Source organism: Streptomyces sp. NPDC029292, assembly GCF_055569295.1.
Genome location: NZ_JBVHXR010000012.1, coordinates 233,776 through 256,078 on the forward strand (window position 1 = coordinate 233,776; position 22,303 = coordinate 256,078).

At 71.1% G+C, this 22,303-nt stretch carries 17 protein-coding genes; 11 read left to right on the plus strand and 6 right to left on the minus strand.

The genetic code is table 11. The features are described 5' to 3' along the window. Nucleotides 1-215 precede the first annotated feature (215 nt). Entirely contained in the window at nucleotides 216-698 is a 483-nt protein-coding gene (locus tag ACZ4WS_RS26175; protein WP_467983894.1) for a peptidoglycan-binding domain-containing protein, read from the minus strand. Nucleotides 699-1,008: 310 nt separating this feature from the next. Here ACZ4WS_RS26175 and ACZ4WS_RS26180 point away from each other — a divergent pair, with 310 nt between their 5' ends. Both ACZ4WS_RS26180 and ACZ4WS_RS26185 read left to right on the plus strand, forming a co-directional pair. Beyond that, the gene (locus ACZ4WS_RS26180; RefSeq protein ID WP_467983896.1) at nucleotides 1,009-1,803 is read left to right on the plus strand and encodes a helix-turn-helix domain-containing protein; all 795 of its coding nucleotides are present in this window, start codon (nucleotides 1,009-1,011) and stop codon (nucleotides 1,801-1,803) included. Continuing rightward, the gene (locus ACZ4WS_RS26185; RefSeq protein WP_467983898.1) at nucleotides 1,800-2,732 is read left to right on the plus strand and encodes a helix-turn-helix domain-containing protein; all 933 of its coding nucleotides are present in this window, start codon (nucleotides 1,800-1,802) and stop codon (nucleotides 2,730-2,732) included. Before ACZ4WS_RS26180 ends, ACZ4WS_RS26185 begins: the two co-directional genes overlap by 4 nt. Here ACZ4WS_RS26185 and ACZ4WS_RS26190 read toward each other — a convergent pair. After that, a complete protein-coding gene (locus tag ACZ4WS_RS26190) occupies nucleotides 2,702-5,008 on the minus strand; it encodes a glycosyltransferase family 39 protein (RefSeq protein WP_467984033.1) in 2,307 nt (768 codons plus the stop codon). The two genes, ACZ4WS_RS26185 and ACZ4WS_RS26190, sit on opposite strands and share 31 nt — an antisense overlap. Before the next feature lie 213 nt (nucleotides 5,009-5,221). Between ACZ4WS_RS26190 and ACZ4WS_RS26195 the strand changes: the two genes are divergently transcribed. From ACZ4WS_RS26195 to ACZ4WS_RS26210, 4 genes are all read left to right on the plus strand, one after another. Beyond that, the gene (locus tag ACZ4WS_RS26195; protein ID WP_467983900.1) at nucleotides 5,222-6,454 is read left to right on the plus strand and encodes an epoxide hydrolase family protein; all 1,233 of its coding nucleotides are present in this window, start codon (nucleotides 5,222-5,224) and stop codon (nucleotides 6,452-6,454) included. A gap of 116 nt (nucleotides 6,455-6,570) precedes the next feature. Beyond that, the gene (locus tag ACZ4WS_RS26200) at nucleotides 6,571-7,497 is read left to right on the plus strand and encodes a serine hydrolase (protein ID WP_467983902.1); all 927 of its coding nucleotides are present in this window, start codon (nucleotides 6,571-6,573) and stop codon (nucleotides 7,495-7,497) included. Between the two features lie 65 nt (nucleotides 7,498-7,562). Continuing rightward, on the plus strand, nucleotides 7,563-8,585 hold the full coding sequence (locus ACZ4WS_RS26205; protein ID WP_467983904.1) for an esterase-like activity of phytase family protein: 1,023 nt from the start codon (nucleotides 7,563-7,565) through the stop codon (nucleotides 8,583-8,585). Nucleotides 8,586-8,706: 121 nt separating this feature from the next. Next, the gene (locus ACZ4WS_RS26210; RefSeq protein ID WP_467983906.1) at nucleotides 8,707-12,471 is read left to right on the plus strand and encodes an ABC transporter ATP-binding protein; all 3,765 of its coding nucleotides are present in this window, start codon (nucleotides 8,707-8,709) and stop codon (nucleotides 12,469-12,471) included. Nucleotides 12,472-12,516: 45 nt separating this feature from the next. On the opposite strand, the gene ACZ4WS_RS26215 is transcribed toward ACZ4WS_RS26210, so the two are convergent. After that, nucleotides 12,517-12,999 (minus strand): hypothetical protein, encoded by a 483-nt coding sequence (locus tag ACZ4WS_RS26215; RefSeq protein ID WP_467983909.1) that lies wholly within the window; start codon nucleotides 12,997-12,999, stop codon nucleotides 12,517-12,519. A gap of 165 nt (nucleotides 13,000-13,164) precedes the next feature. Here ACZ4WS_RS26215 and ACZ4WS_RS26220 point away from each other — a divergent pair, with 165 nt between their 5' ends. Together ACZ4WS_RS26220 and ACZ4WS_RS26225 are read left to right on the plus strand one after the other, a co-directional pair. Then, nucleotides 13,165-13,554, plus strand: a complete 390-nt coding sequence (locus ACZ4WS_RS26220; protein WP_467983911.1) for a hypothetical protein — start codon at nucleotides 13,165-13,167, stop codon at nucleotides 13,552-13,554. Nucleotides 13,555-13,654: 100 nt separating this feature from the next. Continuing rightward, on the plus strand, nucleotides 13,655-15,103 hold the full coding sequence (locus tag ACZ4WS_RS26225; RefSeq protein ID WP_467983913.1) for a S28 family serine protease: 1,449 nt from the start codon (nucleotides 13,655-13,657) through the stop codon (nucleotides 15,101-15,103). Nucleotides 15,104-15,128: 25 nt separating this feature from the next. Here ACZ4WS_RS26225 and ACZ4WS_RS26230 read toward each other — a convergent pair whose 3' ends face one another. From ACZ4WS_RS26230 to ACZ4WS_RS26240, 3 genes are all read right to left on the minus strand, one after another. Continuing rightward, nucleotides 15,129-15,761, minus strand: coding sequence for a hypothetical protein (locus ACZ4WS_RS26230; RefSeq protein ID WP_467983916.1), 633 nt, complete (start codon nucleotides 15,759-15,761; stop codon nucleotides 15,129-15,131). Nucleotides 15,762-15,873: 112 nt separating this feature from the next. Continuing rightward, a complete protein-coding gene (locus ACZ4WS_RS26235; RefSeq protein WP_467983919.1) occupies nucleotides 15,874-17,745 on the minus strand; it encodes a glycoside hydrolase family 3 protein in 1,872 nt (623 codons plus the stop codon). Nucleotides 17,746-18,176: 431 nt separating this feature from the next. Continuing rightward, on the minus strand, nucleotides 18,177-19,097 hold the full coding sequence (locus tag ACZ4WS_RS26240; protein ID WP_467983921.1) for a LysR family transcriptional regulator: 921 nt from the start codon (nucleotides 19,095-19,097) through the stop codon (nucleotides 18,177-18,179). Nucleotides 19,098-19,254: 157 nt separating this feature from the next. On the opposite strand from ACZ4WS_RS26240, the gene ACZ4WS_RS26245 reads away from it, so the two are divergent. The 3 genes from ACZ4WS_RS26245 to ACZ4WS_RS26255 all read left to right on the plus strand — a co-directional run bounded on the left by ACZ4WS_RS26245 (nucleotide 19,255) and on the right by ACZ4WS_RS26255 (nucleotide 22,301). Beyond that, nucleotides 19,255-20,175, plus strand: a complete 921-nt coding sequence (locus ACZ4WS_RS26245; protein WP_467984035.1) for an EamA family transporter — start codon at nucleotides 19,255-19,257, stop codon at nucleotides 20,173-20,175. Nucleotides 20,176-20,179: 4 nt separating this feature from the next. After that, nucleotides 20,180-21,424, plus strand: coding sequence for a 3-phosphoshikimate 1-carboxyvinyltransferase (gene aroA, locus ACZ4WS_RS26250; RefSeq protein ID WP_467983923.1), 1,245 nt, complete (start codon nucleotides 20,180-20,182; stop codon nucleotides 21,422-21,424). A 235-nt stretch (nucleotides 21,425-21,659) separates the two neighbouring features. Next, nucleotides 21,660-22,301, plus strand: coding sequence for a GNAT family N-acetyltransferase (locus ACZ4WS_RS26255; RefSeq protein WP_467983926.1), 642 nt, complete (start codon nucleotides 21,660-21,662; stop codon nucleotides 22,299-22,301). Nucleotides 22,302-22,303: the final 2 nt, after the last annotated feature.

Below are 22,303 nucleotides of genomic sequence, written 5' to 3' on the forward strand. Positions count from 1 at the left end.
CCGATCTACGCGGGTTGAATGAGCGGCCAACCGGAGCGTGACATGGACATGTGTTTCGCTGAGTGAACGGGAGGAGTCGTTTGTGTGTCGGGAACGGTCAAGTCCCGCGTTCTGTACATGATTTGGCGGCCCGTCCTTCCCCCGGGAGGACGGGCCGCGGTGTGCCGGACGGACTGCCGGACGGACGGTGGTGGTGGGTCCGTGGGGCTGCCGTGTTACTTCAGTCGGAGTTCCTTCCAGGTCTTCGGGCCGACGATCCCGTCGTAGGGCTTGACGTGGTACTTCTTCTGGAACCACACCACGCCGCTCTTGGTCTTCTGGCCGAACTTGCCGTCGACGGTCAGGTGGTGGGGGTAGTCGGTGGTCTGGTTGATCAGTGCCTGGACTTCCTTGACGGCGTTGCCGCGGCTCCCGGTGCCGACCGTCCGGTGGCCCTTGTAGTAGCCGCAGGAGAAGCCGAAGCCGTTCTGGTACGTGCAGGTCTTCGCGAGCGAGCTGTCCGCGGCCTTCAGTCCGGCAGTGCTGGAGTTGAGGGCGGTGGTGCGCTCGTGCAGGACGCTCGCGGAGCTGCCCGAAGCGGAACCGCCGGAGCTGTCGGTGGCGGTGGTGGCGTTGGCGACGCCGGTCGCCGCGCCGCCCAGCAGGGCGAGCGAGGCGATGCCTACGCCGATGTATGTGCGCGGTGTGCTGATGGCCATGAGTGGCTCCCCGTCGTGTTCTGTTCGGTAGGTGTGCGGGGGCGGCGCGGGGTGGACCGCGCCGCCCGTTGTGCACTACCGACAGTGCCGCGCCAACTCCTGGTCAGAACAGGGTGTTTGGGGAGATGCCACCACTGCGGGACGTCCCACCCGCTGACCTGCGTGGACGTCCTGCGCGACGAGGCGGCGACGGGACGCCGGGCGGCTCCACCGCGGCCGGAATCGCTCTGCCCGGTTGTCGGTCACGGGAACTGAAGCCCCGTCATAGGGCATCTTTGACAGGGAGCTGCGAACAGACATGGGGTGGAGCATGTCTCGTTGGAAACAGCTGCCGGCCTCGCTGGACTCGCGTGTGCGACAGCTCGTCATACATCTGCGCCGAGCCAAGGACCACAGCGGACTCAGCCTGGAGGCACTGGCCGCCAGAACGGGGTACAGCCGTTCCTCCTGGGACCGCTATCTCAACGGCAAGGCACTGCCACCGCAGCAGGCGGTGGCGGCCCTCGCCCACGCCTGCGACACCGACCCGGCACGGCTGCTCGCGCTGCACGAGGTGGCGGTGCACGACGTGGCCGTGCCCGAGGCGGCGGTGGAAGCGGGCGGTGACGGGGATGGCGAGGGGGAGGACGGTGACCGGGGCGGGCCGCGGCCGGCGGAACGCCGGGTGCGGAGGCGATGGGTTCTCGTCTTCGTGTCGGCGGCCGCCGGGGCCGCGCTGGCCGCCCTGACCGTGCTGGTGGCGGTCGCGCCCTCGGAGAACGCCACCGGGAACGCTTCCGCGAAAGCCTCCGGTAGCGCCTCAAGGACAGGGGAGTTCGTGTTCAAGACCGGCCAGGACCACCCCTGCACGGTGCGCCGGGACAAGAACGGCCTGCTGTACGCGGGATACAGCAGGACCCGTACGGCCCTGATCGGACCGCAGTCCGCGCAGTGGCCCGTCGTCGAGGCCCAGTGCCTGCTGCGCCACCACGGCTTCTCACCGGGGATCGCCGATGGACTGTACGGCCCCCGCACCGAGCGCGCGGTCGAGCGGATGCAGGACAGGGCGCACCTCGTCGTGGACGGGGTGGTCGGCGAGGACACCTGGAGGGTGCTGCGGAAATGACGTCAGGAGACCGGCCGGTGGAGTGCGTCCGGCTGACGGAGACACTGCGCGGGCTGCGCGCGCGTACGGGCCTGAGCCTGGCCGCGCTGGCGGCGAAGACGCCGTACAGCAAGTCGTCCTGGGAGCGCTATCTCAACGGCAGGACGGTCCCGCCCCGGCAGGCTGTCGAGGAGTTGTGCGTGCTGGCGGGTGCGGAGCCCGGCAGGCCGCTCGCCCTGTGGGAGCTGGCCGATGCCGCGTGGAGCGGTCGCGCGGGCGACCGGCCGCCGCCCGAGGCGTCGCCGTCGCCTTCACGGGCCGACCCGCCCCCGCCCCCTGACGGCGGCCGCTTCGCCAGGTGCCTCCGCCCCGGCCCCCTCGCCGGAGTCCTGAGCGGCCTGGCCGTCGGTACGGTCTCCGTGCTGCTGGTGACCAGCGGCACCTTCGGCGCCGATGACGGCCCACGCGCGCACGGCACAACCTCGGCCTCGGCGCCCGCCTCGCTGTCGAAGGGCTGCCACGGCGGCGGCTGCACGGGCAAGGACCCCGAGGAGTACGGGTGCGGTGTCGACCCCGTACCGACAACCCTGCGCCAACAGCGCTTCCCCGGCGGAACCGTGGTCAAGATCCGGCGCGGTGCCCCCTGCGGCACGGTGTGGGCGCGTATCGATCTGGGCAACGTGGGGGACCGTGTCGAGATCCTCGCCCCGCGCCATGCCACACAGGAGGCCGAGGTCAGGGACAAGTACGACGCCAAGGGTTCCCTCTCCACCCCGATGACCGCCGTCGCCCGGCGCGACCTGGACCACGTACAGGCCTGCCTCGTACGGGACGGGAAGCGGCACTGCTTCGGCACGGGAACGGCCCCTGACCAGGCGTGGTCAGAGGCCGCGGCCGTAGCGGAAGGCGTCGGCCGGCGTCAGCCGACGTCCGACGCGTCCAGGCGGTAGAGCGTCGAAGTCGTCTGGCCGCTCTGCGCGTTCGAGTCCGACCCGGACTCGGTGCTCGAGTCCGACGTCGTGCTCTTGCTGTACGCGCTCTCCTTCACGGCCGTGCCGTTCTTCTCCACCCAGGCGGTGATCTGCGAGCTGAGGGTGTTGTTGCCGCCCATGCCCCCGCTGCCGCCGACCTGGATGTAGTGCAACTCGCCCTTCTTCACCAGCTCCTTGAGCTTGGCGAGCGTCATGGCCTTGTCGGAGCCGGTGAAGCCCCACATGGAGATGACGGGCTTGCCGGTGCTCACGATCAGCTGCGAGGCGCTCTGCGAGTTGGACACCGCCAGGATCCACTTGGCGCCGTCCTGGTGCTTCTCCAGGTACGAGACCAGCTCGCTGCTGGTGGTGCCGCCCATGCCGCCTCCGCCGAAGCCGCCCGCGCCGCCGCGCTGACCGTCGGTGCCGGTGCCGGTGCCGCCCGGGGGCGTGCCGTTCTCGCCGCCGGGGGCGCCGCCCTGGGGCATTTCACCGGTGCCGCCACCGCCGGGCGTCATCTCGCCGCCGCCGGGCAGCTCGCCCCCGGCCTCGGTGCCGCCCGGGAAGCCGCCTTCCTGGCCGCCCTGCTGGGTGCCGCCGGGCGCTTCGCCGCCGCCCGGAGCGCCGTTGCCGCCCCGGCCGCCGCCGGGACCACCGCCGCCGAAGCCGCTGCCGGTGGACGGTCCCGCGGTCGGGTTGGTGCCGCCCATGCCGCCGCCGCCCGAACTCGCGGGAGTGGCGACCGCGTACGCCGCCGGGCCCGCGAGGGCCGCCACGACCGCCGCGGCCACGGACAGGGCGAGCAACCGCGCGCGGTTGCCGGAGCCGGAGCCGGAGCCGGAGCCGTTTCCGGAGCCGGAGTCGTTGCCGGAGCCGGTGCGGAAGACGAACAGGCCCACGATCGCCACCACCATGACCACCGCGATGGCCGGCCACAGCCAGGTGTTCCAGCCGGAGGCCCGGCGCAGCAGCACGATCGCCCAGACGCCGGTGACCGCGAACCCGGCGGGCAGCACCCAGGACCAGCGCGCGTCACCGCTGCGGAAGGCGCGCAGCAGCATCACGCCGCCCGCGCCGGTGAGGACCGCGATGCCGGGGGCGAGCGCGGTCGTGTAGTACGGGTGCATGGTGCCCTCGGCCATGCTGAACGTCAGGTAGTGCAGCACGGTCCAGCCGCCCCACAGCACCAGCGCGGCGCGCTTCTGGTCGGTGCGCGAAGCGCGGCCGCACAGCACCAGGCCGCCTACGAGCGCGATGCCCGCGAAGGGGAGCAGCCAGGAGATCTGGCCGCCGAGGATGTCGTTGAACATGCGGCCGAGGCCCGCGGTACCGGCGAAGGTGCCGCCGCCCCCGCCTCCCGCGCCGCCGCCTCCGCCGTTGCCCTCGCCGCCGAGGACCCGGCCCAGGCCGTTGTAGCCCATGATCAGGTCCCAGGCGCTGCCGTCCGTCGAACCGCCGATGTACGGGCGGTCGGCGGCGGGCACCAGCGACACGGCCGCCGCCCACCAGAAGCTGGACACGGCCAGCGCCACGGCCGCGAGCAGCAGGTTCCGGATCTTCTTCGCCCAGCCGAGGTGCGACGCGTACAGGTACACGGCGAAGACGGCGGGCAGGGCGATGTAGCCCTGCAGCATCTTGGTGTTGAAGGCGAGTCCGAAGCACACCGCCGAGCCGAGCAGCGGCAGCAGCTTGCCGTCGCGGGTGGCCCGCAGGCCCAGGGCCGCGGCCGCGACCATCAGCAGGACGAGGAGGGTGTCGGGGTTGTTGTCACGGTTGATGGCGACGGTGATCGGGGTCAGCGCGAGGACGAGCGCGGCCACGGCCGCCGCCGCGTGCCCGAAGACCCGCTTCACGGAGGAGTGCAGGATCCAGATCGTGCCGAGCGCGGCCGCGATCTGGGGCACCATCATCTGCCAGGTGCCGAAGCCGAAGACCCGGCAGAACAGGCTCATGATCATGAGCGCGAACGGCGGTTTGTCGACGGTGATGAAGTTGCCCGCGTCGAGCGAGCCGAAGAACCACGCCTTCCAGCTCTGCGTGCCGCTGAGTACGGCCGAGCTGTAGAAGGTGTTCAGGCTGGAGCCCGACAGGTTCCAGGAGTACAGCACCGCGGCCAGCACCATGATCGCGATCAGGGCGGGGAGTGACCAGCGGGGGGCCGTGGGGGCCGTGGGGGGTGGCTCCGCGGGCGCCGGTGGAGGCGGCGCCTGGGGGGTCGTCGGAGCCTCGGGCAGTGGGTCGGTGGCAGATGTCACCATCGCACCATGGCCGCGGCGGATGGGCGCGAACTGTGCTCCGCCTGGGGGTGAGCTGTGCACTGGACCAAGGTTGAGTCGCGCAAGTGCCAAGGGTCAGTCGCGCTGAAGCATCAAGGGCCAGTCGCGCTGAAGCGTCGAGGGTCAGTTGCACCGGGAGCGCCAAGGGGAATTGTATAAGCAAATTAAATAAATCGTTGATACATTGGGCCCATGGCAGCCTCTGCGCGCTTCCCTCTGACTCCCGTGCCCCTCCACGTCCCCGACTCCGTCCTCGACGACCTCAAGGCGCGGCTGCGGCTCACGAGATGGCCCGACGACGCGGGCAACGACGACTGGTCCTACGGCGTCGGCCGCGGCTACCTCCAGGAACTCGCCGAGTACTGGCTCCACCAGTACGACTGGCGCAAGGCCGAAGCCGCCATCAACGCCTACGAGCACTACCGGGTGAGCGTCGACGGCGTTCCGGTCCACTTCATGCGCAGAGCCGGCGTCGGTCCCGACCCCACGCCGCTCATCCTCACGCACGGCTGGCCGTGGACCTTCTGGCACTGGTCCAAGGTCGTCGACCCGCTCGCCGACCCCGCGTCCTTCGGCGGCGACCCGGCCGACGCGTTCGACGTCATCGTCCCCTCGCTGCCCGGCTTCGGCTTCTCCACCCCGCTGCCGGACCACCCCGACATCAACTTCTGGAAGGTCGCCGACCTCTGGCACACCTTGATGACCGACACGCTCGGGTACGAGAAGTACGCCGCCGGCGGCTGCGACGTCGGCGCCCTCGTCACCGGCCAGCTCGGCCACAAGTACGCCGCCGAGCTGCATGGCATCCACATCGGCTCCGGCCAGAAACTCACCTTCTTCAACGGCGACCGGGCCTGGGACCTCAGCGGCGGCCACCCGATCCCCGAAGGCCTGCCCGAGCCCGCACTGCGCCAACTCCTCTCCCTGGAGCGGCGCTTCGCCGTCCATCTCGCCGCCCATGTCCTCGCCCCCAGCACCCTCGCCTACGGGCTCTCCGACTCACCGGTCGGTCTGCTGGCCTGGATCCTGGAGCGCTGGGTCAACTGGAGCGACCACCACGGCGACGTGGAGAACGTCTTCTCCAAGGACGACCTCCTCACCCACGCCACGATCTTCTGGGCGAACAACGCCATCGGAACCTCGATGCGCTACTACGCCAACGCCAACCGCTACCCCTGGGCCCCCTCCCACGACCGCACGCCGGTCATCGAGGCCCCCACCGGCATCACCTTCGTCGGCCACGAGAACCCGCCCGGCGTCACCACCACCGAGCAGCGCGTCCGGAACTGGCTCGGCAGCGACCGCGCCGACTGGTACCACCACGTCAATCTCACCGCCCACGAGAACGGCGGCCACTTCATCCCCTGGGAGATCCCGGACGCCTGGGTCGACGACCTGCGCCGCACGTTCCGCGGCCGCCGCTGAGCACACGTACGAGCCGCCACTGAACACACGTACAACTTTCGGTCATCCCTGCGAGTCAAGTGAGGCGAGTGCGCCCGTGGCGCACGCGTATCGCTTCAAGGGGATGGGAAGCCTCCATGACTCACCGGATATCCCGGGGTGCCCGAGTGCTCGCAGTGAGCCTCGGGGCCGGGGTGCTCGTGCCGTTCGTGGCGGCCGCGGCACCCGCCGCTGCCGCCACGGCGCCGACGGTCAGCTGTACGTCGAACCAGGCGGGCCTGGCCGCCAAGCTGCAGAAGGACATCACCGCGGCGCTCGCGAACCGCAAGGGCACCATCGCGGTCGGCCTCTACGACCGGACGACGAAGACCACTTGCTCCCTGCGGAGCACCACGGCGTACGACTCGGCCAGCGTCGTCAAGGTCACCGTGCTGGCCACGCTGCTGTGGGACGCCAAGAAGCACAACCGGTATCTCACGACGCGCGAGAACGACCTCGCCACCGCCATGATCACCAAGTCCGACAACTCCGCGACCACGGCCCTGTGGAAGCAGCTGGGCGTGACCAAGGTGAAGGGCTTCCTCACCGCCGCGGGGATGACCCAGACCAAGCCCGGCGCGAACGGCTACTGGGGACTCACCCAGATCACCGTCCACGACGAGCAGAAGCTGCTCCAGCTCATCACCGCCAAGAACTCCGTCCTGAGCGACAACTCCCGCGCGTACATCCTGAAGCTGATGGGCAAGGTCATCTCCTCGCAGCGCTGGGGTACGCCGGCCGGGGCGCCCTCCGCCGTCTCCGTGCACGTCAAGAACGGCTGGCTGTCGCGGTCCACGCACGGCTGGCGGGTGCACAGCGTGGGCACCTTCAAGGGCGGCGGCCACGACTACATGATCACCGTGCTCACCCACGGCAACAGCACCATGGACTACGGCGTCACCACCATCCAGGGCGTGGCCAAGGCCATCCACAAGGACCTGGTGCCGACCACCTCCACGAGCGCCCAGAGCTATACGCCCACGTCCACGCCGCAGGAGGCGTTCGTGGCGGTTCCCGCGAGCTGATCTCAACTTCCTGTGATTCACGGCGAGTCCGCCCCCAAGTCATCGACGGGTCCTACCGTGACCGCATGCGCCTGAGATCCGTACTCGCCACCGTCACCGCCGGCTTGGCGGCGGCCACCTCCCTGACCGCCGCCGGGCCCGCCACCGCCGCCCAGGGCAGCAACGCGTGCTCGCCCTCCGTCTCCCTCGAGAGCTTCTCCGACGCGCTCGACAAGACGACGTACGAGGGCACGTTCGTCGGCAACTTCTCCGCGCTCGCCGTGGACCGCGACGGACAGATCGCCGCGGTCTCCGACCGGTCCTCGCTCTTCACGCTGGACGCCAAGACCCTTCAGCCCACCGGCGTGGTCCCGCTCGCCGACGAGAACGGTGCCGCGCTCGACTCCGAGGGGCTGGTCGTCAACGGCGACGGCACACGCCTGGTCACCTCCGAGACCGAGCCCTCCATACGCCGCTACGAGCCGGACGGCACCCTGCTCGGCAGCCTCCCCGTGCCGGACGCGCTCAAGGTCGCCCCCGCCGGCCGCGCCACCTCGAACCAGACCTTCGAGGGCCTGACCCTGCTGCCCGGCGGGCACACCCTGCTCGCCGCCATGGAAGGCTCCCTGAGCGGCGACACCAGCGGCATCGTGCGCTTCCAGACCTGGGACCGCGCCAAGGGCGGCTTCCAGCTCTCCGCCCAGTACGGCTACCGCACCGACACCGGCCTGGGCGTCTCCGAGGCCACCGCCACCCCCGACGGCCGCCTCCTCGTCCTGGAGCGCGGCTTCACCTCGGGTGTCGGCAACACGGTCCGGCTGTACCTGGCCGACCTCCGGCACGCCACGGACACCAGCGGCATCGACACCCTGACCGGCCAGGACGGCGTACGGCTCGTCCGTAAGACGCTCCTCGGCGACATCGCCGACTGCCCGTCCCTCGGAGCCACCGCGAAGCAGCCCCAGCCCAATCCGCTCCTCGACAACATCGAGGGCCTGGCGGTCACCGGCCGCACCCGCGGCGGCCTGCGCCTGCTACTGGTCAGCGACGACAACCAGAACGCCGTCCAGACCACCCGCTTCTACCGCCTCACCGCGCGTCTGGAGTAACGGCGCTACGCACCTGACGCCGGGCGCGCGTGTACGGCCGCCGATTGTTGCGGAGGGATGAAATCCGCTGCTCTCGGCGTTGGTGCCTTCCGGCGGACAAGGATCTACGGAAGGCACCGGCGTGGCAGCGCAACAGGGGGAGCAGAGCGGCTGGGCACGGCGCCTCGCCGGGTACGCGTGGCGGTACCCGAAGGATGTGCTGCTCGCGCTCGGCTCCTCGCTGGGCGGCATGGCCGTCATGGCGCTGGTCCCGCTGATCACCAAGGTGATCATCGACGACGTCGTGGGGGACCACACCAGGGACATGGCCCCCTGGGCGGGCGCGCTGATAGGCGCCGCCGTCATCGTCTACGTCCTCACCTACATCCGCCGCTACTACGGCGGCCGCCTCGCCCTGGACGTCCAGCACGATCTCCGTACCGCGATGTACGAGACGATCACGCGGCTGGACGGGCGGCGTCAGGACGAGCTGTCCACCGGGCAGGTCGTCGGGCGCGCCACCAGCGACCTCCAGCTGATCCAGGGCCTGCTCTTCATGCTGCCGATGACCATCGGCAACGTGCTGCTCTTCCTGATCTCGCTCGGGATCATGGCCTGGCTGTCCCTGCCGCTCACCCTGGTCGCCCTCGCCGTCGCCCCCGCCCTCTGGTTCGTCGCCAAGCGCAGCCGCTCCAAGCTGCACCCCGCCACCTGGTACGCGCAGGCGCAGGCCGCCGCCGTCGCCGGTGTGGTCGACGGCGCCGTCAGCGGCGTACGCGTGGTGAAGGGCTTCGGGCAGGAGGAGCAGGAGACCGGGAAGCTCAGGGAGGTCGGGCGGCGGCTCTTCGCCGGGCGGCTGCGGACGATCCGCCTCAACGCCAAGTACACCCCCGCCCTCCAGGCCGTCCCCGCCCTCGGCCAGGTCGCCATGCTCGCGCTGGGCGGCTGGCTCGCCGTCCGCGGGCAGGTCACGCTCGGTACGTTCGTGGCGTTCTCCTCGTATCTCTCGCAGCTCGTCGGACCGGTACGGATGCTCGCCGTGGTCCTCACCGTCGGGCAGCAGGCGCGTGCCGGTGCCGAGCGCGTGCTGGAACTGATCGACACCGAGCCGTCGATCAAGGACGGGACGAAGACCCTGCCCGCCGACGCGCCCGCGACCGTCGAGTTCGACGACGTGTCCTTCGGGTACGAGGAGGGGCGGCCCGTCCTGGACGGGCTGAGCTTCGAGATCCGCCCCGGTGAGACCCTCGCCGTGGTCGGCTCCTCCGGCTCCGGAAAGTCGACGGTCTCCCTCCTCCTCCCGCGCTTCTACGACGTGACGCACGGCGCCGTCCTGGTCGGCGGCCACGATGTCCGCGAGCTGACCCAGGAGTCGCTGCGGGCCGCGATCGGACTCGTCCCCGAGGACTCCTTCCTCTTCTCCGACACCGTGCGGGCCAACATCGCGTACGGCCGTCCGGAGGCCAGTGACGAGGAGATCGAGAACGCCGCCCGCGCCGCCCAGGCGGACCGTTTCATCGCCGAGCTGCCGGACGGGTACGACACCAAGGTCGGCGAGCACGGCCTCACGCTCTCCGGCGGCCAGCGCCAGCGCGTCGCGCTCGCCCGCGCCATCCTCACCGACCCGCGCCTGCTCGTCCTCGACGACGCCACCTCCGCCGTGGACGCCCGCGTCGAGCACGAGATCCACGAGGCACTGAAGCAGGTCATGGAGGGCCGGACGACCCTGCTGATCGCCCACCGGCGCTCCACCCTCAACCTCGCCGACCGCATCGCCGTGCTCGACGGCGGCCGGCTCGCCGACATCGGCACCCACGAGGAACTCCAGGAACGCTCCCTGCTGTACCGGCGGCTGCTCACCGACCCGGACGAGCTCGGCGGCGTCTCGCCCGGCCACGCCCAGCCGCTCCATCCGCAGGAGGACACCTCCGTACGGGAGGAGCTGGACGCCGAGTTCGACGCCGAGCGGGAAGGGGGGTCTGGGGGGAATCCCCCCAGAGGGGGCAGTACGCCGCACCTGTGGACCGGCGACCGCGAGCCCAAGGACAACGCGCTCGCCGGGATGCCTGCCACGACCGAACTCCTCGCCCAGGTAGAGGCGTTGCCCCCGGCCACCGACACCCCCGGCATCGATGAGGCGCGCGCGGTCACGCCCGAGGAGTCGTACGGACTGCGGCGGTTGCTCCGAGGGTTCGGGGCGCCGCTGCTCATCAGCCTCGGGCTCGTCGCCGTCGACGCGGGCATGAGCCTGCTGCTGCCCGTGCTGATCCGGCACGGCATCGACAAGGGTGTCTCCCAGCTCGCGTACGGCGCGGTATGGGCCGCCGCCGCGCTCGCGCTGGTCACCGTGCTCGTCCAGTGGGCGGCGCAGATCGGCGAGACCCGGATGACGGGACGGACGGGCGAGCGGGTCCTGTACACGCTCCGCCTGAAGATCTTCGCGCAGCTGCAACGCCTCGGACTCGACTACTACGAGCGGGAGTTGGCGGGTCGGATCATGACCCGGATGACGACGGACGTGGACGCGCTGTCCACCTTCCTGCAGACCGGTCTGGTCACCGCCTTCGTCTCCGTCGTCACCTTCTTCGGCATCATGGGCGCGCTGCTGGTCATCGACGTACAGCTGGCGCTGGTCGTCTTCGTGACGCTGCCGCCGCTGATCATCGGCACGTTCTTCTTCCGCCGGGCGAGCGTGAAGGCGTACGAACTGGCCCGCGAGCGCGTCTCGGTGGTCAACGCCGACCTTCAGGAGTCGGTCTCCGGGCTGCTGATCCTCCAGGCGTTCCGGCGGGAACGCTCGGGTGGGCGGCGGTTCGCGGAGGGCAGCGACAGCTACCGCACGGCGCGGATTCGCGGGCAGTGGCTGATCTCGGTCTACTTCCCGTTCGTGCAGCTGCTGTCGTCGGTGGCCGCGGCGGCGGTGCTCATCGTGGGCGCGCACCGCGTCGACGCCGGGACCCTCACGACCGGCGCGCTGGTCGCATACCTCCTCTACATCGACCTGTTCTTCGCGCCCGTGCAGCAGCTCTCGCAGGTCTTCGACGGCTACCAGCAGGCCACCGTGTCGCTGGGCCGCATCCAGGAGCTGCTCCAGGAGCCGACGTCGACGAAGGCCGCCGACGAGCCGCTGGAGGTGCTCTCCCTGCGCGGCGACATCGCCTTCGAGGACGTCGACTTCGCCTACGGGGACGACGAGGAGGCCCTGAGCCGGGTCTCGCTGAGCATCCCCGCCGGGCAGACCGTCGCCTTCGTCGGGGAGACCGGCGCGGGCAAGTCGACGCTGGTGAAGCTGGTCGCCCGGTTCTACGACCCGACGGGCGGGCGGGTGGCCGTCGACGGCGTCGATCTGCGCGGCCTCGACATCACCTCGTACCGCCACCGGCTCGGCGTCGTGCCCCAGGAGGCGTACCTCTTCCAGGGCACGGTCCGGGACGCCATCGCCTACGGCCGCCCCGCCGCGACCGACGCCGAGGTGGAGGCCGCCGCCCGCGCGGTCGGCGCGCACGACATGATCGCCACGCTCGACGGCGGCTACCTCCACGAGGTCGCCGAGCGCGGCCGCAATCTGTCCGCCGGACAGCGCCAGTTGATCGCCCTGGCCCGCGCCGAACTCGTCGACCCGGACATCCTGCTCCTCGACGAGGCCACCGCGTCACTGGACCTGGCCACGGAGGCCCTGGTCAACCAGGCCACGGACCGGCTGGCGGGACGCCGCACCACCCTGGTGGTCGCCCACCGTCTGACGACCGCGGCCCGCGCCGACCGGGTCGTGGTCATGGACCACGGCCGGGTCGCGGAGGACGGCACGCACGAGGAGCTGATCCAACTCGACGGTATGTACGCCGAGTTGTGGCGGACGTTCGTCGGAGCGCCGGAGCCGGAGGAGCCCGTCGGATCGTCCGCCTGATGCCTGATGCCTGATGCCGCCTGATGCCTCCGATGTCCGTGTCCGTCAGGCCTTCGCCTTGATGTCGGAGATCTTCTTCGTCGCCAGGTCCGAGCGCACGGTCAGATACGTGTACGTCGGATGCTGGGCGGAGCCCCACGTCAGGCGCACCGTCGACCAGGTGTGGCCCATCCCGCTGTCGCGGGGCGTCACCTTCCAGGCGCGCGGCACGTCCTGAGCGCGCAGGACACCGTCCGCGTGCTCACGACTCTCCCACCTGGCGAGGCGCCCGCGGAGGTCCGAGGTCAGATAGAAGGTGCGCAGCTGGGTGTCGAGGTGACCGGTTCCCGAGTCGGTCACCGCGTCGATGTAGGCGCCGTAGAAGTCGGCCACCCGGTCGTACGCGGGGCCGTTGGCGCCGCTGCGGGCCGGGGCCGGGGGCGGGCCGGCGGAGCCGGCGACGGCCGGTACGGAGGCGCCGGCCGCGGTGAGGAGCGCCGCCGCGACGAGTGCGCGGCCGGTCGTACGAGAGAGCTTCATGCGTGACATGGACTACCGCCTTTCGCTTTCCGACCAGTTGGACACCGGGTAAACGGGTGCGGTTGCCCCAAACGCGGAAAAAACCTCCTTGGGTGAGCCTTGAGGGGACGCAACCATCCGGTGTACGTCGTGCGTCCGTACACCAGTACGCTGATTGCTGCGGGAGGGGAGACAGTGGACAGTGGTGCGATACGCCGGCGGATGGCGCTCGGTCTGGCCGTGCTGGCCGCGTCCGGGCTGCTCGCGCTGGTCAGCCCGGGGAGTGCGGAGGCCGCCTCGGCCTACTGTTCGGGACACCAGGTCCGTACGCTGCCCTTCTCGACCGGGTACGTGCACGTCTACAAGCGCAACGGTTACGTCTGCGCCGTGACCTTCCCCAAGACGCAGGGCTCCCGCAAGTCGATGTCCGTCAGCGTGCAGGCGCGCGGCAACCGGCCGGTGGTCGACAAGGGGCGCTTCTCGCACCACGCGGGCCCGGTGACCGTGCACGCGGGACACCGCTGCGTCCGCATCAAGGGCTCCGTCGGCTCGGGGTCGGTGGACTCCGGCTGGATTCTCTGCTGATCGCAGGCAAATTCACAGGTTTCTCCAACTTCCCCTGGTGTCACGCCAGTTGCTCCGCTAGGTTCCGGCGGACATCTGCGTATTTCCCAGGGGAGGGTGCATGCGCAAGGCGCTCAGATGGCTGCTGGCGCTCACGGTGCTCATAGGCACGTTGAGCACGGCCGGGGCGGCCACCGCTGCCCAGCCGGAGGCCACGAGTACCGCGGCTTCCGCCGACACCGACATCAAGGACCGGCTGCTCGCGATACCGGGCATGAGCCTGATCCAGGAGAAGCCGTACACCGGGTACCGCTTCTTCGTTCTCAACTACACCCAGCCGATCGACCACCGGCACCTGTCCAAGGGCACGTTCCAGCAGCGCATCACCGTGCTGCACAAGGACACCTCGCGCCCGACGGTCTTCTACACCGGCGGCTACAACGTCTCCACGACCCCCAGCCGCCGCGAGCCGACCCAGATCGTGGACGGCAACCAGGTCTCGATGGAGTACCGCTTCTTCACTCCGTCCCGGCCCGACCCGGCCGACTGGTCCAAGCTCGACATCTGGCAGGCGGCCAGCGACCAGCACCGCATTTTCAAGGCCCTCAAGCCGATCTACGGCCAGAAGTGGCTGTCCACGGGTGGCTCCAAGGGCGGCATGACCGCCACGTACTACGAGCGCTTCTACCCGCGCGACATGGACGGCGTGGTCGCGTACGTCGCCCCGAACGACGTGGTGAACGACGAGGACTCGGCGTACGACCGCTTCTTCACGACCGTCGGCACCCAGGAGTGCCGCGACAAGCTGAACGCCGTGCAGCGCGAGGCGCTGGTGCGCCGGGAGCCGCTGGAGAAGAAGTACGAGGCGTACGCCGCCGACAACGGATTCACCTTCACGACGATCGGCAGCCTCGACAAGGCGTACGAGGCGGTCGTCCTCGACTACGTCTGGGGCTTCTGGCAGTACAGCCTGCTGTCCGACTGCGCGTCGATCCCGGCGGACGCGGCGCACGCCACGGACGACGCGCTCTGGGACTCGGTGGACACCATCTCCGGTTTCTCGGCCTACACCGACCAGGGCCTGGAGACGTACACGCCGTACTACTACCAGGCGGGCACCCAGCTCGGCGCTCCCGCGATCCACTTCCCGTACATCGAGAAGAACCTGATCCGCTACGGCTACCAGCCGCCGCGGAACTTCGTGCCGCGCTCCATCCCGATGACGTTCCAGCCGTCGGCGATGCGTGACGTGGACTCCTGGGTCAGCCACCACGCGAACCACATGCTGTACGTCTACGGCCAGAACGACCCGTGGGGCGCGGAGCGCTTCCGCCTCGGCAAGGGCGCGCGTGACTCGTACGTCTTCACGGCCCCGGGCCTGAACCACGGCGCCAACGTCGCGGGCCTCGTCGCCGACGAGAAGGCCCTCGCCACGGCCCGCATCCTGGAGTGGGCGGGCGTCGCGTCGACGACGGTCCAGTCGGACCCGTCCGCGGCGAAGCCGCTGGCGAAGTACGACGCGAAGCTGGACCGGCGCGACGTCGAGCGCGAGCCCGCGCTGCGACCGTAACCCACCGGCTGCGCCCGCCCGTTGGTCACACCGGGCGGGCGCAGCCCACCGGTTTGCCGCCGCCCAGCTGGACGTACAGCGCGGTCGAGGCGGGGCACTGGGCGCGGCGGGCCACGGCCGAGGTGACGCGGTACTCCGGAGACTTCTTGCTCTTGCCGTCGCACGCGGTCTCGCGGACCTGGCCGCTGCCGGCGCTGTAGACGCAGTCGCCGACGATGGTGCGGGGGCCTCCGCCGCCGCCGGGGTCGCCGGGGTGCGGGGGTTCGAGCTTGCGCATGCAGGCGTAGCCCCGCGGGATCGAGCCGTCGCCGTTCTCGTCCGAGGCGGAACCGGTCTCGCTGATGTGCAGGACGAAGTCCGTGGTCGCGGGGCAGGAGGGACCGTCGGCCACCTTCCCGTCGTAGCGGGCGACGACCCGCGCGGCCGCCCGTTCACTCGTGCAGGGCACCTCCGTGAAGCTGGTCGTCCCGAAGGAGCTGCACTCGTCGCGGGCGAGGAACACCGCTCCGTAACCCGAGGACTTCGTCGGTGTCGTCCCCTCGCCGAGGTTGCCGTCCCCGGAGCCGGACGAGCGCTGGCAGCCCGTGAGCGCGGCCCCGGCCAGCACCAGCGCGCACGCCACCCCAACGGAACGCCCGAACAACGAGCTGGCTCGCATGGCTTCCCCCCGATTACCCCCGTCCAGCGTGACCCGCGACAGCGGGCACACGCCAGACGTGCGGGGTCCTTTGCGTCACTTGGGGGCAGCACTCCAGGTGCGCGGCGTACGGCTAGTACGTCAACCCGTACCCGATCGGATACAACACCTGCGCCGGATCGTCCGACCGCTGCACCGGCACCGGCAGCCTGCCCCTCGGCCGCACCCGGCCCGCGATCACCCGTGCGGCCGCGCGCAGTTCGACGTCCGTCCAGGAGTAGGCCGCCAGGAAGGCGTCCACGGAGGGGAGCTGGGCCACGTCGTACGGGTTGCGGACGGCGATGGCGATCACCGGGCGGCCGGTGGCGACGAGTTGCTCGACGAGGGTCTTCTGCGAACCGGTCGCCGTCACGTTGTACGTTCCGACGACCACCGCGTCGGCCTCCTGGGCCGCCGCGACCGCCCGCGCGATGGTCGCCGCCGACGGTGCGGTGCCGGTGGACAGCGCCGTCGCCGAGAAGCCCAGCTCGGTGAGGGCGGCGGCGAGGACGGTGGTGGGCGGTCCGTCGCTGGCGGACGGGGAGGCGAGGTCGGCGCCGACGACCAGCACCTTCGGGTGGCTCCGGCGGGAAAGGGGCAGCAGGCCCTCCTTGTTGACCAGGAGGGTGGTCGTGCGCTCGGCGATCCGGTCGGCCGCCTTGAGGTGCGCGGGGGTGCCGACCGTGCGCTCGACGCCGCCGTCGGTGACGTACGGATCATTGAGCAGACCCAGCTTCGACTTCAGGCGCAGGATGCGCAGGATCGACTCGTCGAGGCGGGCCTCGGTCAGCTCGCCGCCCTGGACGGCCTTCAGGACCGCGTTCCACGCGACGTCGAGGGAGGGCGGGTTGAGGAGCTGGTCGACACCGGCCTTGAGCGCGAGCACGGGGACGCGGTCGTCGCCGTACTTCGTCCGTACGCCCTCCATCTGGAGCGAGTCCGTCACCACGACGCCGTCGTAGCCGAGTTCCTCGCGCAGGATGCCGGTGAGGATCGGGTGCGAGAGTGTGGCCGGGTCGCCGGACGGGTCGAGCGCCGGGACCATGATGTGCGCCGTCATGATCGAGTCGATGCCGGCGCGGATGGCGGCCCGGAAGGGCACGGCGTCGAGGTTCGACCACAGCTCCCGGCTGTGCGTGATGACCGGGAAGCCGAAGTGGCTGTCGACGGCGGTGTCGCCGTGCCCCGGGAAGTGCTTGGCCGTGGCCGCGACGCCCGAGCTCTGATACCCCTTCACCTCGGCCGCCACCAGCGCGGCCACCGCGTCCGGGTCGGCGCCGAAGGAGCGTACGCCGATGACCGGGTTGGCCGGGTTGACGTTCACGTCGGCGACCGGGGAGTAGTCCTGGCGGATGCCGATCGCGTGCAGCTCGGCGCCGCTGATGCGGCCCGCCGTGCGCGCGTCCTCGCACGAGCCTCCCGCACCGAACGCCATCGCGCCCGGGAAGAGCGTCGCGGGCTTGCCCACCCGTGCCACTATCCCGTGCTCCTGGTCGGTGGAGACGAGGACGGGCAGGCCGCGCGGCTGGTCCAGGCTGGCCTGCTGGATGCCGTTCGACAGAGCCGCGATCTGGTGGGGATCGCGGGTGTTGTGCGCCCAGACGAAGTAGATGATCCCGCCGACGCGGTACTTGGCGATCAGCTCGGCGGCCGTTCTGACGCCGATCTCCTTGAGGTTGGCGTCGATGTCGACCTGGTCCGGCGCGGTGGCCGAATGGCCGTACACCCGCATCACGAAGAGCTGGCCGACCTTCTCCTCCAGCGTCATACGGGAGATGAGGGCGCGGAGTTCCTTGTCGTCGTGCGGGGCGGCGTCGGCGGCGTCGGTGGCGTCGGCGGCGGCGTACGAGGTGGTGCCCGCGGCGAGGGCCGCGGTGACGCCCGCCGTGGCGGCGAGAACGGTACGTCTGGACGGTCTTGCGGTGCTTCCCGTGCTGGAGTCGCGCACGTGCGCTCCTTCCCTCATGAAGGAAACTTCCGAGGAGTCACGAATATCCGGGAAGTTTCTTCCAGTCAAGGGTGTGCACAGTAACCGGGAAGGGGCCGCCACCGGCGCAGTTGGAGGGGGGCGCGCCGGTGACGGCGTGCTGCCGGCCGCAGGCGGCGGAGAGGGTGGTCAGCGTTCGCAGCCAGCAGCGAGGCCGACACCGCACTGCGGAGACTCATCCGACAGCATGCGGTTTGGACGAACCGGCGGGGGTCCGGGTTCCCGGGTTTCGGGGAACTCCGGAAGTTGGTGCGCGGGTGCAGGAGGGGGACGGTGGGACGTCGTAACCGCCCTCGCTGCGGGCAATCGTGCCGCTAGGGGCGGCGCCCGTCCCCAAGAGAGCGGCACCCCGCAAGCGCCGGTAAGCGCACCCACCCCGAGCTCAGCCCCCAACGCGGGCGCGCCAGGCGTCAGTCGGAGGTGCGGTGGGCCGACACCGACGGCCAGTGCGCCTGGAGCGTGCGGACCGTCTCCGCGATGGCGGGGCGCCGAGCCGCACCCGTACGCCACAGCGCGTACAGCCGCCGTACCGGCAGGGGATCGAGCGGCACCTCCACGACCCCGTCGGGAAGCGGCCCCCGCCCGAGCCGCGGGATGAGTGCGACGCCGAGCCCGGCGGCGACGAGGGCCACGAGGGTCGGGTTCTCGTCGGCCTGGTGGACGATGTCGGGCTCGCAGCCCGCCGCGCGCAGGGTGCGTACGAGCCAGTCGTGACACACCCGCCCCGGCGGCTGGCAGATCCACCGCTCCCCCTGGAGATCCTCCCGCCGCACGGACCGGCGCCCGGCGAAGGGATGCCCCGCGGGCACCAGCAGATCGCACAGATCGTCCCCGATCACCGCCTGCTCCACCCCGTCGGGCGCGGGCAACGGCGCGATGTCCCAGTCGTGCGCGATGGCCACGTCCACCGCGCCCTTGGCGACCAGATCGACGGACAGATGCGGATCGACCTCGGTGAGCCGGGTGTCCAGCGCCGGATGCCGCCGCGCGAGATCCGCCAGCACACCGGGCATGAGCCCCCGCGCCGCCGACGCGAACGCCGCCACGCTCAGCCGCCCGGCCGGCAGCCCCCGCCGCTCCTCCAACTCGGTCTCCGCGCGCTCCACAATGGCCAGCAACTCGCGAGCGGTGGCGGCAAGTTGCTCGGCCTGCTCGGTGAGCCGCACACCGCGCCCCTGCCGCTCCAGGAGTACGGTCCTGGTCTCCCGTTCCAGCTTGGCGATCTGCTGGGACACGGCCGACGGGGTGTATCCGAGCGCGGCCGCGGCGGCGCCGACGGTGCCGTGCACGGAGACGGCGTGCAGGGCGCGCAGACGTTGGAGATCGAGCACGGGAGCCTCCCGGGGTGCGGCGGTCCCTGTCAGCTTACGTAAGCGTTGCTTCATCCATCCATACAGATATCCGCGCTGGTGCTACACGGTCCGCCCGCCCGATGCTCGACCCATGCGACCCACCCCCGTGCGCCCCGCCTCCATGCCACCCACCCCCATGCGCCCCTCCCACATCGGTCTCGCCGTCCTCGTCGCCGCCGTCTGGGGCGTGAACTTCACGGTCATCGAGGTCGGCCTCGACCACTTCCCACCCCTCCTCTTCTCGGCCCTCCGCTTCCTGGTGGCCGCGCTGCCCGCGGTCTTCTTCGTGGGCCGCCCGAAGGTGGCCTGGAAGTGGATCGTGGCGGTGGGCCTGGTCCTGGGCGTCGCGAAGTTCGGGCTGCTCTTCATCGGCATGGACGCGGGCATGCCGGCCGGACTGTCCTCCCTCGTCCTCCAGATCCAGGCGGTCTTCACGGCACTGATCGCCTTCGCGGCCCTCGGCGAACGCCCCACCCGGGTACGGCTGCTGGGCATGGCGGTGGCCCTGTGCGGGGTGGGCCTGGCCGCCGTGGACGAGGGCACGGGCGGCCCGCTCGGCGCCTTCGCCCTGGTCATCGCTGCCGCGGCCTGCTGGGGCCTGTCCAACGTCCTCACCCGCAGGGCGTCCCCGCCGGACCCGCTGAACTTCATGGTGTGGGTGAGCACGGTCCCCGTACTCCCGCTCCTTGGCCTGTCGCTCCTGACGGAGGGGCCGTCCCGGGACCTCGCCGCGCTGCGCGCCCTGGACTGGCAGGGCGCGGGCGTCGTGCTCTACGTCGCCTGGATCACCACCGTCTTCGGCTTCGGCGCCTGGGGCTGGCTGCTGCACCGCCACCCCGCCTCCACGGTGGCCCCCTTCTCCCTCCTGGTCCCGGTCTTCGGCATGTCGTCCGCGGCGCTGTTCCTGGGGGAGTCGGTGAGCCCGCTGCGGTGGGGAGCGACGGCGCTGCTGGTGGGCGGGGTGGCGCTGACGTCGCTGGCATCGGACGGGAAGGGCCGGGCGAAGGTCCATCTGGCGGACGTTCCAGCGCGGGAGCAGGCCAGGGAGCCAGCATGAGGGCATGGCCGAAGTCGACATTCCCGGTTCCAAGTCCATCACCGCGCGCGCCCTCTTCCTCGCGGCGGCGGCCGACGGCGTCACCACCCTGCGGCGACCGCTCCGCTCGGACGACACGGAGGGCTTCGCCGAGGGCCTGACCCGGCTCGGCTACCGGGTCGGCCGTACGCCGGACACCTGGCATGTCGACGGCCGCCCGCAGGGCCCGGCGGTCGCCGACGCGGACGTGTACTGCCGGGACGGCGCGACGACCGCCCGCTTCCTGCCGACGCTGGCCGCCGCCGGACACGGCACGTACCGCTTCGACGCCTCCGCGCAGATGCGCCGCCGCCCGCTGCTTCCGCTCACCCGGGCGCTGCGCGACCTGGGAGTGAACCTCCGTCACGAGGAGGCGGAGGGCCACCACCCGCTGCGGATCGCGGCGGCCGGGGTGGAGGGCGGTGACGTGACCCTGGACGCGGGCCAGTCCTCGCAGTACCTGACGGCCCTCCTGCTGCTGGGCCCGCTGACCCGCAAGGGCCTGCGCATCACGGTCACGGACCTCGTCTCGGTGCCGTACGTCGAGATCACGCTCGCCATGATGCGCGCGTTCGGCGCGACGGTCCGCCGCGAGGGCTTCGTGTTCACGGTGGAGCCCGGCGGCTACCGCGCCACCACCTACGCCGTCGAACCCGACGCCTCCACCGCGAGCTACTTCTTCGCGGCGGCGGCACTGACGGGCCGCGCGGTCACGGTGAAGGGCCTCGGCTCGGGCGCGCTCCAGGGCGACCTGGGCTTCGTCGACGTCCTGCGCCGCATGGGCGCGCGGGTGGACGTCGGCCCCGAGGCCACGACGGTGACGGGCACCGGTGAACTGACCGGCGTCACGGTCAACATGCGGGACATTTCCGACACGATGCCCACGCTGGCCGCGATCGCCCCCTTCGCCTCCGGCCCCGTCCGCATCGAGGACGTCGCCAACACACGCGTGAAGGAGTGCGACCGCCTCGATGCCTGCGCCGAGAACCTCCGGCGGCTGGGGGTACGCGTGGAGACCGGCCCCGACTGGATCGAGATCCACCCCGGTACGACTCCTCCGGCCGGCGCGGAGATCAAGACGTACGGCGACCACCGCATCGTGATGTCCTTCGCGGTGACGTCCCTGCGGGTACCGGGGATCGGCTTCGACGACCCGGGGTGCGTGCGGAAGACGTTCCCCGGCTTCCATGAGGCGTTCGCGGCGTGGTCGGGGGAGGGCGCGTCCGCGTAGGGGCGGCGGGATGAGCCTCTGGCTGAACGGCACCTTCGGCGCGCACTGGTGGTGGAGACGGCGCGCCAGGTCCTGGAGCTCCGACCGGGGTTCCGCCTCGCCCTGACGGCCGATCGAGGGACCCGTCCGCGGAACGGTGCCGGGAATTTCGTTCGACGGCCTCGGGTGTGTGCGGAAGACTCTCCCGGACTTTGAAGAGGCGTTTGCGGAGTTGTGCGCGAAGGGGTGTCGGGCGTTGAGTTTCAAGCTGGAGGGGCCGGTTCTCGAGGGCGCGCTCGTGCGGCTGGAGCCGCTGGAGCATCGGCATGCGGCCGACCTCGCCGTGGCGGCGGAGGAGGACCGCGGCTCGTACGCGTTCACATGGGTGCCGAGGGCCCACGAGGTCGACGCGTACATCGACGCGCAGCTCGGCCGCGCCGCGACGGGGAAGCTCGCGCCGTACGCGCAGGTCGAGCGGGCCTCCGGGCGGGCCGTCGGCGCCACGTCCTTCTGGGAGCCGCGGTTGTGGCGGACCGACGATCGACTCGACGCCATCGAGGTGGGGTTCACGTGGCTCGCGTCCTCGGCCCAGGGGACGGGGCTGAACGCCGAAGCCAAGTTGCTCCTCTTCCGGCACGCGTTCGAGGAGTGGGGTGTGGCGCGCGTCGACCTGAAGACGGATGCCCGCAACGGCCGCTCTCGCGCCGCGATCCAGAGCGCGGGCGCGCGTTTCGAGGGTGTGCTGAGGAACTGGTCCCGCTCTTGGGCGCCCGGGGAGGACGGGCGGCTCCGTGACTCCGCGATCTTCTCGGTCACGGCGGGGGAGTGGCCGGAGTGCAGGGTGCGGTTGGAGGAGCGGGTGGCGAAGTTCACGGGACGGGCGGCGGAGGTGCGGTGAAC

Coding starts and splice junctions, on each gene's coding strand:
- ACZ4WS_RS26205 (WP_467983904.1), top strand. CDS start 7,563: ATGCGCCTGAGATCCGTACTCGCCACCGTCACCGCCGGCTTGGCGGCG.
- ACZ4WS_RS26225 (WP_467983913.1), top strand. CDS start 13,655: ATGCGCAAGGCGCTCAGATGGCTGCTGGCGCTCACGGTGCTCATAGGC.
- ACZ4WS_RS26230 (WP_467983916.1), bottom strand. CDS start 15,761: ATGCGAGCCAGCTCGTTGTTCGGGCGTTCCGTTGGGGTGGCGTGCGCG.
- ACZ4WS_RS26185 (WP_467983898.1), top strand. CDS start 1,800: ATGACGTCAGGAGACCGGCCGGTGGAGTGCGTCCGGCTGACGGAGACA.
- ACZ4WS_RS26175 (WP_467983894.1), bottom strand. CDS start 698: ATGGCCATCAGCACACCGCGCACATACATCGGCGTAGGCATCGCCTCG.
- aroA (WP_467983923.1), top strand. CDS start 20,180: ATGGCCGAAGTCGACATTCCCGGTTCCAAGTCCATCACCGCGCGCGCC.
- ACZ4WS_RS26195 (WP_467983900.1), top strand. CDS start 5,222: ATGGCAGCCTCTGCGCGCTTCCCTCTGACTCCCGTGCCCCTCCACGTC.
- ACZ4WS_RS26200 (WP_467983902.1), top strand. CDS start 6,571: ATGACTCACCGGATATCCCGGGGTGCCCGAGTGCTCGCAGTGAGCCTC.
- ACZ4WS_RS26235 (WP_467983919.1), bottom strand. CDS start 17,745: ATGAGGGAAGGAGCGCACGTGCGCGACTCCAGCACGGGAAGCACCGCA.
- ACZ4WS_RS26245 (WP_467984035.1), top strand. CDS start 19,255: ATGCGCCCCTCCCACATCGGTCTCGCCGTCCTCGTCGCCGCCGTCTGG.
- ACZ4WS_RS26180 (WP_467983896.1), top strand. CDS start 1,009: ATGTCTCGTTGGAAACAGCTGCCGGCCTCGCTGGACTCGCGTGTGCGA.
- ACZ4WS_RS26215 (WP_467983909.1), bottom strand. CDS start 12,999: ATGTCACGCATGAAGCTCTCTCGTACGACCGGCCGCGCACTCGTCGCG.